12 protein-coding genes, 19 tRNA genes and 1 rRNA gene are annotated in these 10,799 nt (G+C 44.9%); 28 read left to right on the top strand and 4 right to left on the bottom strand.

The features are described from left to right. From rrf to ade, 21 genes are all read left to right on the top strand, one after another. A 5S ribosomal RNA gene (gene rrf / locus ASG93_RS26085) occupies positions 1 to 93 on the top strand; the annotation flags it as partial. A 55-nt stretch (positions 94 to 148) separates the two neighbouring features. Next, positions 149 to 225 (top strand) — tRNA-Ile (locus ASG93_RS26080). An 18-nt stretch (positions 226 to 243) separates the two neighbouring features. Then, positions 244 to 319 (top strand) — tRNA-Ala (locus ASG93_RS26075). A 3-nt stretch (positions 320 to 322) separates the two neighbouring features. Beyond that, positions 323 to 395, top strand: a tRNA-Asn gene (locus ASG93_RS26070). Between the two features lie 73 nt (positions 396 to 468). Beyond that, a tRNA-Ser gene (locus ASG93_RS26065) sits at positions 469 to 556 on the top strand. 25 nt (positions 557 to 581) lie between these two features. Next, positions 582 to 655: transfer RNA gene (locus tag ASG93_RS26060), tRNA-Met, on the top strand. A gap of 9 nt (positions 656 to 664) precedes the next feature. Then, a tRNA-Ser gene (locus ASG93_RS26055) sits at positions 665 to 753 on the top strand. Between the two features lie 19 nt (positions 754 to 772). Beyond that, positions 773 to 847, top strand: a tRNA-Glu gene (locus ASG93_RS26050). 50 nt (positions 848 to 897) lie between these two features. After that, positions 898 to 973 (top strand) — tRNA-Val (locus ASG93_RS26045). An 82-nt stretch (positions 974 to 1,055) separates the two neighbouring features. After that, positions 1,056 to 1,132 (top strand) — tRNA-Met (locus tag ASG93_RS26040). Positions 1,133 to 1,164: 32 nt separating this feature from the next. Continuing rightward, positions 1,165 to 1,241 (top strand) — tRNA-Asp (locus tag ASG93_RS26035). Positions 1,242 to 1,317: 76 nt separating this feature from the next. Further along, positions 1,318 to 1,399 (top strand) — tRNA-Tyr (locus ASG93_RS26030). A gap of 14 nt (positions 1,400 to 1,413) precedes the next feature. After that, positions 1,414 to 1,485, top strand: a tRNA-Gln gene (locus ASG93_RS26025). A 75-nt stretch (positions 1,486 to 1,560) separates the two neighbouring features. Further along, positions 1,561 to 1,633 (top strand) — tRNA-Lys (locus tag ASG93_RS26020). 20 nt (positions 1,634 to 1,653) lie between these two features. Further along, a tRNA-Leu gene (locus tag ASG93_RS26015) sits at positions 1,654 to 1,733 on the top strand. 23 nt (positions 1,734 to 1,756) lie between these two features. After that, positions 1,757 to 1,836: transfer RNA gene (locus ASG93_RS26010), tRNA-Leu, on the top strand. A gap of 39 nt (positions 1,837 to 1,875) precedes the next feature. Beyond that, positions 1,876 to 1,950: transfer RNA gene (locus ASG93_RS26005), tRNA-Gly, on the top strand. 8 nt (positions 1,951 to 1,958) lie between these two features. Further along, positions 1,959 to 2,035, top strand: a tRNA-Arg gene (locus ASG93_RS26000). A 16-nt stretch (positions 2,036 to 2,051) separates the two neighbouring features. Beyond that, a tRNA-Pro gene (locus ASG93_RS25995) sits at positions 2,052 to 2,125 on the top strand. 7 nt (positions 2,126 to 2,132) lie between these two features. Next, positions 2,133 to 2,203 (top strand) — tRNA-Gly (locus ASG93_RS25990). 577 nt (positions 2,204 to 2,780) lie between these two features. Further along, positions 2,781 to 4,589, top strand: a complete 1,809-nt coding sequence (ade, locus tag ASG93_RS25985; protein ID WP_056836759.1) for an adenine deaminase — start codon at positions 2,781 to 2,783, stop codon at positions 4,587 to 4,589. On the opposite strand, the gene ASG93_RS25980 is transcribed toward ade, so the two are convergent. Both ASG93_RS25980 and ASG93_RS25975 read right to left on the bottom strand, forming a co-directional pair. After that, a complete protein-coding gene (locus ASG93_RS25980) occupies positions 4,566 to 4,973 on the bottom strand; it encodes a hypothetical protein (protein WP_056836757.1) in 408 nt (135 codons plus the stop codon). The genes ade and ASG93_RS25980 overlap by 24 nt on opposite strands. A 17-nt stretch (positions 4,974 to 4,990) precedes the next feature. Then, complete coding sequence (locus ASG93_RS25975; RefSeq protein ID WP_056836755.1) at positions 4,991 to 5,221, bottom strand: hypothetical protein; 231 nt, start codon at positions 5,219 to 5,221, stop codon at positions 4,991 to 4,993. 226 nt (positions 5,222 to 5,447) lie between these two features. Here ASG93_RS25975 and ASG93_RS25970 point away from each other — a divergent pair, with 226 nt between their 5' ends. Both ASG93_RS25970 and ASG93_RS36855 read left to right on the top strand, forming a co-directional pair. Then, a complete protein-coding gene (locus ASG93_RS25970) occupies positions 5,448 to 6,236 on the top strand; it encodes an arylamine N-acetyltransferase family protein (RefSeq protein ID WP_082615106.1) in 789 nt (262 codons plus the stop codon). 90 nt (positions 6,237 to 6,326) lie between these two features. Next, entirely contained in the window at positions 6,327 to 6,458 is a 132-nt protein-coding gene (locus tag ASG93_RS36855) for a hypothetical protein (RefSeq protein WP_268796059.1), read from the top strand. Between the two features lie 15 nt (positions 6,459 to 6,473). On the opposite strand, the gene ASG93_RS35435 is transcribed toward ASG93_RS36855, so the two are convergent. Next, complete coding sequence (locus ASG93_RS35435; protein WP_156411045.1) at positions 6,474 to 6,638, bottom strand: hypothetical protein; 165 nt, start codon at positions 6,636 to 6,638, stop codon at positions 6,474 to 6,476. Positions 6,639 to 7,037: 399 nt separating this feature from the next. Between ASG93_RS35435 and ASG93_RS25965 the strand changes: the two genes are divergently transcribed. The 4 genes from ASG93_RS25965 (at position 7,038) to ASG93_RS25950 (ending at position 8,913) form a co-directional block, all read left to right on the top strand. Continuing rightward, positions 7,038 to 7,223, top strand: a complete 186-nt coding sequence (locus ASG93_RS25965) for a hypothetical protein (RefSeq protein ID WP_056836754.1) — start codon at positions 7,038 to 7,040, stop codon at positions 7,221 to 7,223. Between the two features lie 285 nt (positions 7,224 to 7,508). Continuing rightward, positions 7,509 to 7,955 carry a HEAT repeat domain-containing protein gene (locus tag ASG93_RS25960; RefSeq protein WP_414858886.1) on the top strand — a complete coding sequence of 149 codons (447 nt, stop codon included), beginning with the start codon at positions 7,509 to 7,511 and terminating at the stop codon, positions 7,953 to 7,955. After that, positions 7,952 to 8,137 (top strand): DUF3934 family protein, encoded by a 186-nt coding sequence (locus ASG93_RS25955; RefSeq protein WP_056836750.1) that lies wholly within the window; start codon positions 7,952 to 7,954, stop codon positions 8,135 to 8,137. Before ASG93_RS25960 ends, ASG93_RS25955 begins: the two co-directional genes overlap by 4 nt. A gap of 140 nt (positions 8,138 to 8,277) precedes the next feature. Next, the gene (locus tag ASG93_RS25950) at positions 8,278 to 8,913 is read left to right on the top strand and encodes a spore coat protein (RefSeq protein ID WP_056836747.1); all 636 of its coding nucleotides are present in this window, start codon (positions 8,278 to 8,280) and stop codon (positions 8,911 to 8,913) included. 84 nt (positions 8,914 to 8,997) lie between these two features. Here ASG93_RS25950 and ASG93_RS25945 read toward each other — a convergent pair whose 3' ends face one another. After that, entirely contained in the window at positions 8,998 to 9,210 is a 213-nt protein-coding gene (locus tag ASG93_RS25945) for a DUF1989 domain-containing protein (protein ID WP_056836745.1), read from the bottom strand. Positions 9,211 to 9,381: 171 nt separating this feature from the next. Here ASG93_RS25945 and ASG93_RS25940 point away from each other — a divergent pair, with 171 nt between their 5' ends. Next, positions 9,382 to 10,449: an FUSC family protein gene (locus ASG93_RS25940; RefSeq protein WP_056836743.1), complete on the top strand. Its 1,068-nt coding sequence runs from the start codon at positions 9,382 to 9,384 to the stop codon at positions 10,447 to 10,449. Positions 10,450 to 10,799 lie beyond the last annotated feature (350 nt).

Here is a 10,799-nt window from a genome sequence, read left to right as displayed (position 1 = left end):
CCACGCGTTCCCATCTCGAACACGACCGTTAAGCCCTCCAGCGTCGATGGTACTTGAACCGCAGGGTTCTGGGAGAGTAGAACGTTGCCAAGCAGAATACCCCTAGTGGGTATTTTTTTTGCCGCACTCTACGCTAGCTTATACATTTGGGCCCTTAGCTCAGCTGGTTAGAGCGCACCCCTGATAAGGGTGAGGTCGGTGGTTCGAGTCCACTAGGGCCCACCAGGTTACCCCAATAAACGAGGGGCCATAGCTCAGCTGGGAGAGCGCCTGCCTTGCAAGCAGGAGGTCAGCGGTTCGATCCCGCTTGGCTCCACCATATTCCCTGATAGCTCAGTTGGTAGAGCACTCGACTGTTAATCGAGTTGTCACAGGTTCGAGTCCTGTTCGGGGAGTCAAATCCCCAAAAAGTGAAGTGATGCTTCGCAGCATATTCCGATTGCTTTTTGGGGATCCCATAAAATATATGGAGAAGTGTCCGAGCGGCCGAAGGAGCACGATTGGAAATCGTGTAGACGTCACAAGCGTCTCGAGGGTTCGAATCCCTCCTTCTCCGTTCTTAAGATAAGGAAAGACAATATGGCGGCGTAGCTCAGCTGGCTAGAGCGTACGGTTCATACCCGTAAGGCCGGGGGTTCGAGCCCCTCTGCCGCTACTAGATAATGGAGAGATACCCAAGTGGCTATAAGGGGACCCTCTGCTAAGGGGTTAGACTGCGTAAGTGGTGCGGGGGTTCGAATCCCTCTCTCTCCGTCGGTAATTTTTTAAGTTTGGCCCGTTGGTCAAGTGGTTAAGACACCTCCCTTTCACGGAGGTAACAGGGGTTCGAGTCCCCTACGGGTCACCAAAAATCCCCACAAAGTGACGTAAAGCCACGAAGCTTAATCCGAATCCCATGGAGGCTTAGCTCAGCTGGGAGAGCATCTGCCTTACAAGCAGAGGGTCGGCGGTTCGATCCCGTCAGCCTCCACCATAGTACCCAAAAAAGTAAAGTGAAGCTTTGTAGCGACGCCGAATACTTTTTCGGGGCCCATAAAAGAATTATACTTTAATGTCGCGGGGTGGAGCAGCCCGGTAGCTCGTCGGGCTCATAACCCGAAGGCCGCAGGTTCAAATCCTGCCCCCGCAACCAAACTCTTTTCTAAGAGTTGTTTTACACTGTTTGGAGCTGTGGTGTAGTGGCCTAACATGCCTGCCTGTCACGCAGGAGACCGCGGGTTCGAATCCCGTCAGCTCCGCCATAATACCCCAAAAAGTGAAGGAAACTTTATAGCAACGTCTATTACTTTTTCGGGGCCCGGTAAGGCTTTATTATTTGGAGGCTTAGTGAAGTGGCTAAACACGGCAGACTGTAAATCTGCTCTCTTCGAGTTCGGTGGTTCGAATCCATCAGCCTCCATTTCCAAACTATGTTGGGGATTAGCCAAGCGGTAAGGCAACGGACTTTGACTCCGTCATGCCAAGGTTCAAATCCTTGATCCCCAGTACTATACCCCATAAAGTGAAGGTAAGCTCTGAAGCGAATTCCTTTAACTTTACGGGGACCCCATTAAATTTTATGAGTCATTAGCTCAGTTGGTAGAGCACCTGACTTTTAATCAGGGTGTCGTAGGTTCGAATCCTACATGACTCACTTTGCCTTATTTACAGCATGCGCGTATGGCGGAATTGGCAGACGCACTAGACTTAGGATCTAGCGGGTGACCGTGGGGGTTCAAGTCCCTCTACGCGCATCAACTTGCCTTATTTACAGCATGCGCGTATGGCGGAATTGGCAGACGCACTAGACTTAGGATCTAGCGGGTGACCGTGGGGGTTCAAGTCCCTCTACGCGCATCAAATYCTCAGCAGTATTCATACTCCTGAGGTACCCATGCGGAAGTGGCTCAGCGGTAGAGCATCGCCTTGCCAAGGCGAGGGTCGCGGGTTCGATCCCCGTCTTCCGCTCCATTTAATAAGCGCCCTTAGCTCAGCTGGATAGAGTATTTGACTACGAATCAAAAGGTCGGGAGTTCGAATCTCTCAGGGCGCGCCATTTTCATATAGCTTATCGGGACGTAGCTCAGCTTGGTAGAGCACCTGCTTTGGGAGCAGGGGGTCGCATGTTCAAATCGTGTCGTCCCGATAGACRCGCGGGCGTAGTTTAATGGTAGAACTTCAGCCTTCCAAGCTGATCGCGCGGGTTCGATTCCCGCCGCCCGCTTCACAGAAAAGATCACCTTCGGGTGGTCTTTTTCGTTTGAACGGGAACCGGAAGAGAAGCCGTATGGTTCGACCGTCCGTGAAGACATCTAGAATATGCCCTAGTAGGACGCGCGTCCAAATATACCACTAGCCGCTTCCGTAGGAAGCATTTTAAATAAGTATTTGGAGTATTCCCGCCGCCCGCTTCAAAGAAAAAGATCACCTTCGGGTGGTCTTTTTCGTTTGAACGGGAACCGGAAGAGAAGCCGTATGGTTCGACCGTCCGTGAAGACATCATAGAATATACCCTAGTAGGACGCGCGTCCAAATATACCACTAGCCGCTTCCGTAGGAAGCATTTTAAATAAGTATTTGGAGTATTCCCGCCGCCCGCTTCACAGAAAAAGATCACCTTCGGGTGGTCTTTTTCGTTTAAACGAAACATCTGAATGCCCTTCGCTCCGTATAATTTAATAAATAGAAATGGGGAATCCTCTGCTATAGGATGCATCCCTTGAGAAAAACCTTTTTCATGGTAAATTTATATGGTGAAGAATAGATCAATTAATTTAAATACATAAAGGAGTACAAAACCCATGACTCTAAATAAAAGAACGCTAAATAAAAGAAATAAGCTAGTGGAAGTGAGCAGAACGCTAGCTAAGGTGGCATTAGGCGAAGCTTTTGCCGATGTAGTCTTTAAGAATGGAACACTTGTCAATGTGTATTCTGGTGAATTACTTGAGCATATAGATGTTGCTGTCGCAGCAGGTAGAATTGCGTATGTAGGGAATGCAGACCATACCATTGGGGCTCAAACGGTCGTTATCGATGCCACAGGGAAGTATATGTCTCCGGGATTTTTAGATGGTCATATGCATGTTGAAAGCACGATGCTTTCCGTTACCGAGTTTGCCAAAGCGGCATTAGCCAAAGGAACAACGGGGATTTTCATGGACCCTCATGAAATTGCCAATGTGTTTGGAACAGAGGGTGTAAGGTTGATGCACGAAGAGGGGCAGCAGCTGCCGCTCAAAGTATTTACGACTTTCCCATCCTGTGTACCGGCGACTACGGACTTGGAAGATGCAGGTGCAAGCTTGGAAGTGACCGATATTAAAGAGGGACTGCAATGGGATAACGTGGTTGGACTTGGCGAAGTCATGAATTTCCCGGGTGTCGTTTACGGTGATCCGAAAATGTGCGGGGAGATCGAAGAAACGATCAAGAGTGGTAAAACCGTCACAGGACATTTTCCAAGTGATGATGATCGCATGCTGCAAGCTTATATGGCATCCGGTGTGACATCTGATCATGAAACTGTAACTCGGGAACAAGGTCTTCACAAAGTCCGCATGGGCATGCACCTTATGATTCGTGAAGGTTCGGCTTGGCACGATGTCAAAGAGGTCATTAAAGTGGTAACGGAAGATAAGGTCAACACGTCCAATATTTCGCTCGTAACGGATGACGTAAATCCGCAAACTTTGGTGGAGAAGGGGCATCTCAATCATGTCGTACGCCGCGCGATCGAAGAAGGTGTCGATCCTGTAACAGCGATACAAATGGTAACGATTAATGTGGCGCGCTATTTTAAAATGGAAAAAGATTTGGGCAGTATTACTCCCGGTAAATGTGCTGACATTTTATTGCTGGATGATTTGCAGAAGGTCGAACCTTCAACGGTCATTACCGATGGTCTAGTTGTTTTTGATAATGGCAAGCTTACGGTAGAATTTCCCGAATTTGTCTATCCCGAGCACATCCGTAATTCCATGAACGTTAAGCAAGAGCTTACGGCTGAGGACTTCAAGCTTGAAAGTCGCAGTCATCAGGATAAGACGATGGTCAATGTCATCCGCATTATTGAAAACAGTGCAAGAACAGAGAAAATGACTGCAGCTCTAAGTGTTGAGCATGGGTTCATCCAACCAAATGCGGAGCAGGATATTATCCGTTTAGCCTGTATCGAGCGACACCGTGGAACGGGTCAAATTTCACTTGGTTTTACGCATGGCTTTCAATTGAAGGCAGGTGCGGTAGCCTCTACAGTGGCGCATGACAGTCACAATCTAATTGTTATGGGGATCAATGAGCAGGATATGGCTTTCGCAGCTAATGAGCTTGTCAAAATGGGAGGCGGCATGATCGTTGTAGAGAACGGTAAAGTGCTGGCTCAAGTACCTATGACCATCGCAGGCCTCATGTCAGATAAATCATTGCTTGAAGTGATTAAAGAGGTTGCAGAGCTCGAAAAAGCATGGAAACAAATTGGCTGTCCGTTGAACGCCCCGTTTATGACATTCTCATTAATTGCATTACCCGTCATTCCTGAAATTCGGATTTCAAACCGAGGTATCGTCGATGTGACGCAGTTCAAGCTAATTGAAGTGGAAATTGGTTAAGTGAGACAATAAATAGGTCAATAAGAACTTATTCTTATTATTCTTTTTAGAAGGATGACGTTCGGCGCGGGATGTTAGGATGGTTTGCGGGAGGCTAGAAACGAGCTCAGCTTCCATCCCGACTGTTATTTCGGGTTCCTTGATCATCGGCAGATCTAGGGTGGTGGCCACCTCATCTCGCATCTGATGCAGTAAATCCAACTGCTGTTCTAATTCGTCTACACGCTTGGAAAGCAGCATGTTCTCTTGCTTAAGCTTTTTAATAAGCTCATATAGTAATTTCATGGTTAGCTTCGGTTTCTCTGATAGCTCATTTTCTTCTTTATTGTTTGTAGGGGACAGCAGCAGCATCAACTCTTCATCACTGATTACCTTGTCTGACACAGTATGGCCTCCTTAAATTAATGAATCTCACTGAGCTGCCCATCCGTAAAGAGATATTCTTTGGGAAGAAGTGAAAGATTAATATTTCGGCTGCAATCGATGTACTGCGGGTAAACAACTTTGATGACTTCCTCTTCTTGAATTGGATAGTTAATGATTTTATTTTTTTTGACTATATCTATAAAAAGATGAAACATGATGGAGATAATTAACAAGCCCGTAATGCATAGCTCTAAGTTTTGAATCATAAGTTAACCTCCTATGAATCGTTTTTCATAGATTAACGGATTAGAACTAAAATGTCGCTCGAAAACCGTTGTCGTTTTGTAAGCTTTTTATGAAGAGTTAAACGGAATATAAGGCAGAAATAGGGTAATGATGGTATTTTTAAAAGTATATTGTTGTTAAATCTCACGAACTTGTCTATCAATAAAAAAAGAAATAAACTATAGCAACCGGGGAGACTCTCAAAGGATGGAGTTGTTCGACATGTTCAGTAAAAATAGTCAGATTCAGACCTATCTGGAACGTATCGGTTTTGAAGGTTCGCTCGATGGCAGCGCAAAGCTACTTGCTGATCTGCAGGAGTGCCATCTGCATACGGTTCCGTACGAAAATTTGGACATTATGAACCGCATAGCATTATCGTTGGATCCTCAGGATGTATATCAGAAGATTGTCGTGCGCGGGCGCGGAGGGTACTGCTTCGAATTGAATGCTTTATTTGGCTGGCTGCTGCGGGAACTTGGCTATTCGGTCACTGACTTGGTCGCTCGATTTTGGCGCGATGAGCCGAATTCGCCGCCGAAACGACGTCATCACGTCCTGAAGGTAGAGGCAGAAGGCACGGCTTATTTGTGCGATGTCGGAGTGGGTGGGATCGTCCCTCGCAGGCCGATAGCATGGATAGAAGGTCTTGAACAGCATCAAGGAGAAGAGAGTTATCGACTCGAGCGCGATGTCTATTATGGTTGGATGCTTTGTGAGCAGAAGAACAAGGAATGGAACCGCATTTACTCGTTTACGGAGGAGCCTCAGCTGCCAAAGGATTTCACCTTTGCAACCTTCTGGTGTGAGAACGCCCCGGATTCGATTTTTACCAAGAGCCCAATGGTAGCCATGCGCACCCGGGAGGGACGGAATACGCTGGCGGGCCGAGAGTTTCGCATCTTTACATCAGCGGGTGTAAGGACTTTCACTCCGGAGACCGAGGAAGAGTATAAAGTGGCCTTGCAAGAGCATTTTGGTATTCATCTAGATTAATATTTATTGTAGTTAAGTACTAGGGTAGAGTTAAGAGGACTCCGGAAGGGGTCCTCTTTCTTTAATTCAGATTTGATGGGAAGTGGAATCGTGTCTCTAACGATATTTTTCATCTTTATAGACGAGAAGATGACGAATTGGTATCAATCCGAGCGAGTGGTAGCAAAGAGAAGTTCACTCCACCGCAGCAAGGTAGAAAAAGTAGAAGGCAGCACAAAGTAGAACACAACCTTCTAATTACGAAAGTGATAACTTTCTGTCTTCACGTTCTAACGCTTTCTGCTGCTCTTTGGTGAAAGTAGAACTTAGCTTTGGTAGTCCAGTGTGTTCGTTGATGTAGATCGTTCTTACAACGCCTTGAATGTATTTCAGTTGTTTGGTCCATTCTTTTGGGTTGAACATGGACATCAACTCCCTATTTATAAATGTCTCCTATAGATTCTCCAGATAGCAATATTGGAAGCGCTTTATTTTAATATTATGTTCAAAGTGTATGGTTGATGCATCGAGTAAAAGTACATTAGAATAACGCGAAAAGAAATGCTGAATTTGCATTCTTTCCATTCGGAGGGACTGTTATCGAGAACTGCCTACGATACGCTGGCTATGTATAGAGAAAAGACAGCAAGGTTTGAAAAAGCATTGAAGACTGGTATGACATATGACATCATTACGGGAACGAACCATGATGATGTAAGGGGAAATTAATCTTGTTCACAACGAAGACAAATGGACAAGAGTGACCGAATATACTTATACGGAATCATCAGAAGTTGTTTATCAACTAGGAGGTGTTTCGGTATGGTTTATTGGTTATTGGCCGTTATCGTGGTTGTGGTTGGTTTATTGATTTACATGAACGTGAAGAAGCGTAAAGTGGTTCCGGTGGCTGATTTGCAAACACATAAGTCGTGCGCTTATTGTAACGAGGAAATTGCAATCGATGCAGCAATATGCAAGTACTGTAGAGGTGTTGTCGTAAATTGAGGCTGATAGAATGAATAGCAAATGAAGCAGCGGTCAGTTCGCATTGTGTGAGCTGGTCGTTGTTTTGTTTTTTACTATTTTTTTATAATTAACGTCCCTCAAATTGAGGTTATTGAAATCATTGATAAAATGAGATATCCGTATAATATGATTAAATATATAAAATCCTGTATAAATGGTACTTTGATGTCCTGTTTTTAAATATAATCACCAAAAAGTTGGCGCTCAACATCAAAAAAGTGTAACATCAATCTAATAACAGCAGACAGAAGGAGCTTGAATCATTTGACCATCGAATTAAATAACGAAATCCCTCCCAATTTTGAGGAACTAAAAAAATCGGCCAATCGCACATCCAATTGGAGAGAACGTCTAGAAGCCGTTGAAGCATTAGGCCAGTATAACGATCAACAAACCATTAACATACTCGCGCGTATGATGAGCAGCGATGCGGTATATCCCATTCAAGAGGCTGCCTACCGCAAACTCCGGGCATTTGGTGAAGATGTTCAGCTGCCGCCAAGAAAAAAAGGTGACTTGATTAAAGGCGCGGGTAAAGTTTTTGTGCGCATTAAGAAGAGCTTGCCGGAGGGTCATACGTTTGAAGAGTTTAAAGAAAAGTTACAGAAGACCAGAAGTGACGTATATGATACTTACGAAGGTGACAAAGGGCCTGACTTCGATCATTGGCTTGAAACCACATGGTCGTCGTTGTTGAGAGTGAATACATGAGCAAAGCGAAGGGTAAAGGCGGAACCGGCAGAGGGACAGACAGTAAGGGCTGGAACCGATGGCAAGCTAGTGCCAATAGAGCAAAGAGTGCTCCAAAACCTTATAAAAGTAAAGGCCTATTAGCAGCAGCCAAAGCTGCCAAGGCAGCGAATAGCAGCACTGGCGATAAACCTAAAGCTTAGCGACAGCTGCTCATAAACATCTCAAATTACCACACCCTCGGCATCCTGCCGGGGGTATTTTACCTACAACACGAATAAAATCGCTCAACATAACTCATATTATCGAAGTTACTATTCCATTCACTAAAGGAGACTTCGAGATGCAGCAGCAAACGCCAAATAACAACATAACACAAGGCATGCAGAACATGAATCATGGGGGGCATGAGCTCTTTGATTTGCACGAGGTGCTAGCCTGTACGATTAATGTGCTGGACCAGTTCATGATCTTCAGACAGTTCGTCCAAGATAACGAGCTTCTGGATATTTTGGATCGTCAGTACAACTTTACGCTGTTCCATTACAACATAACAGCAGAGTGTTTCGCTACGGGACAAAAACCTAGTCAAGAAACACAGACGTATATGATCCGAAATTTGTCACAGCCAATCTACGGTATCAAGCCCACACAGCCCAAAAAGCCGAATCAATCGCTAGCTGATGTGAAGGATGCAGGCATTAGCGCACATATGCTAGGCCTTGTGAAATCCCATGCTGCGCTATTGACGATGACTTCCGTTGAAGTGACCAACCCTGCTGTACGTCGTGTATTGGCTTCCCAAGTACAGAACTTTATCGAGATGGCCTATGAAATTTTCTTGTATCAAAATAGAAATGCCTACTACCAAGTTCCACAGCTTGAAGCCTCCGATATGCAGAAAATGCTTAACACCTTCGTTCCGGCACAAGGAATGCCACAAATGCCACCTAATAATAGAGCAGGAACTGTACACTGAATCAAGGATAAACGACTCCGTCGTCCTTCAGGGACGAGCGCGTTTGTCAAGGTAGATGCGAAGCAAAAGTATAAAACCTATACTTTACTGAAAAAAAACCAGTATCGGTCTCATCAGCCCGTACTGGTTTTTTTTGGTAACTCCTGGATCCAGACGTACGCTGGTATCATCGGTACGATAGGCGACAAAGTCAGCAATTTGCTCACCCATCACATCGGTTATACGGACGACTTGCCCTTTTTCCAGCTTAAAACCAAGCCCTAGCATAGGGGGAATTCGCCATTTTTGTTTGATCATTGGTGTCCTCCTGCTGCATTAGGAAAGTTATCTTTACAGTATGGCTACCCAGAGGAGGTGTCATTCAAGTGCGACTTGCTCGGTGGTTCCCTCTAAACTTCATCTTTGCATCCATATCCTTACCTGTGTAAGATAATATTGAATAAGATCTTTGTGAATGAGGTGGGTTTCATGGTTTTCGGTGCGCGCGTGTGGAAGACGGGGATTGCTGTTGCTTTGGCCTTATACATAAGTGCTTGGCTCAATTTCTCTCCTCCTGTTATTGCGGCCGTAGCGGCAATTTTTGCCATGCAGCCTTCGATCTACCGATCTTGGCGCTATTTCCTGGAGCAGCTGCAGACGAATATTCTAGGAGCGGCATTGGCACTTCTTGCAGGCATGTTTTTTTCTAATAATGTGATTGCTATTGGAATTGTATGTATTATTGTGATCATTATAAGTTTAAGAATGGGTATGGAGGAAACGATCGGACTTACTTTAGTTACCGTTGTAGCGGTTATGGAGGCTTCCGGAGAGTGGCAATTTGCTATGAATCGATTGCTACTGAGTTTGATTGGTATCGGTTGTGCATTCGTGGTGAATGTCCTTTTCTTTCCACCTAAACCCAAAGAGCAATTCGCCGCACAGATTCGTACTATTTTTGCTAAAATGTCGCTCCTCCTTCGCACAGTTATCTCTAATGAAATGAAAGAGACCGTATTCCGTGAGGAAAAAGAAAGTCTGCGCAGCAGCTTGAAGTCTTTATCGGATAAGTACAGACTCATGGAAGAAGAGATTAAGAAAATGAAGGGAAGCGGGTTAAACCGCATTCGTGAACTCGTTGTTTACAAGCAGAAGCTTCTCGTGATGCACAAAGGGCTTGAGGTTCTTGAAGCCGTGGATGAGCATTATTTTCAAACATCCCGCACACAGGCAATCGATGTCTATTTCGATGATCATTTGGAAAAGCTAATAAAGTTCCACGAGTACGTTCTGTTGAAATTCGATGATAAGCTCAAAGAAGATTGCTCGGAAGGTTTGGAAATGGAAGCAGAGAACGAGCATTTCATGACAGTACTCATCGACCGTTATAATGAGCAGCCGAAAGGAATGCTGCGATTGTCAATCGTGGCTGCGGCTATGTATGATTATGGTCACCAGATAACGCGGTTGGATAAGCTTGCCCAGCATGATCATCGCGGAGAGTCTGAAGAGAGAGAACCTCTGGATTTATTGCTCAAAAGTATTAGGCTAAAGTAGATTGGAACGCTTTTTCATCAAATAATCTTACTGAACCTTTCGTTTGCCAGATGTTCTGGCACCTCGAGAGGTTTCCTTCATAAAAAAATGATAAAAGGTTGCTTTACGAAATCGTATGTGTTATATTATGATTCTTGTTCCAAACGAACAAGCAAGGCAAACGTTTATTAATGAGTCTGAACGTGACCGAATAACTTCACGAATGGATAAATAAAATAAAAGCTTGCAAATGAAATTCCAATATGGTATATTACTTCTCGCTGCTTCGGTAACACGGCAGTGAACGAAAGAAATTGATCTTTGAAAACTGAACAACGAGTGAGTAAGCACGAACGAGAAATCGTTCATCA

The organism is Paenibacillus sp. Soil787, assembly GCF_001429545.1.
Classification (GTDB): Bacteria; Bacillota; Bacilli; order Paenibacillales; family NBRC-103111; genus Paenibacillus_E.
The sequence above is the reverse complement of the archived record's forward strand: the minus strand, read 5'-3'. Positions and strand labels throughout refer to the sequence as shown.

Excerpts from the sequence above, each read along its gene's own strand:
- ASG93_RS35435 (WP_156411045.1), bottom strand. The coding sequence starts at position 6,638 with ATGTTCAACCCAAAAGAATGGACCAAACAACTGAAATACATTCAAGGC.
- ASG93_RS25965 (WP_056836754.1), top strand. The coding sequence starts at position 7,038 with ATGGTTTATTGGTTATTGGCCGTTATCGTGGTTGTGGTTGGTTTATTG.
- ade (WP_056836759.1), top strand. The coding sequence starts at position 2,781 with ATGACTCTAAATAAAAGAACGCTAAATAAAAGAAATAAGCTAGTGGAA.
- ASG93_RS25950 (WP_056836747.1), top strand. The coding sequence starts at position 8,278 with ATGCAGCAGCAAACGCCAAATAACAACATAACACAAGGCATGCAGAAC.
- ASG93_RS25975 (WP_056836755.1), bottom strand. The coding sequence starts at position 5,221 with ATGATTCAAAACTTAGAGCTATGCATTACGGGCTTGTTAATTATCTCC.
- ASG93_RS25945 (WP_056836745.1), bottom strand. The coding sequence starts at position 9,210 with ATGATCAAACAAAAATGGCGAATTCCCCCTATGCTAGGGCTTGGTTTT.
- ASG93_RS25970 (WP_082615106.1), top strand. The coding sequence starts at position 5,448 with ATGGAGTTGTTCGACATGTTCAGTAAAAATAGTCAGATTCAGACCTAT.
- ASG93_RS25955 (WP_056836750.1), top strand. The coding sequence starts at position 7,952 with ATGAGCAAAGCGAAGGGTAAAGGCGGAACCGGCAGAGGGACAGACAGT.
- ASG93_RS25940 (WP_056836743.1), top strand. The coding sequence starts at position 9,382 with ATGGTTTTCGGTGCGCGCGTGTGGAAGACGGGGATTGCTGTTGCTTTG.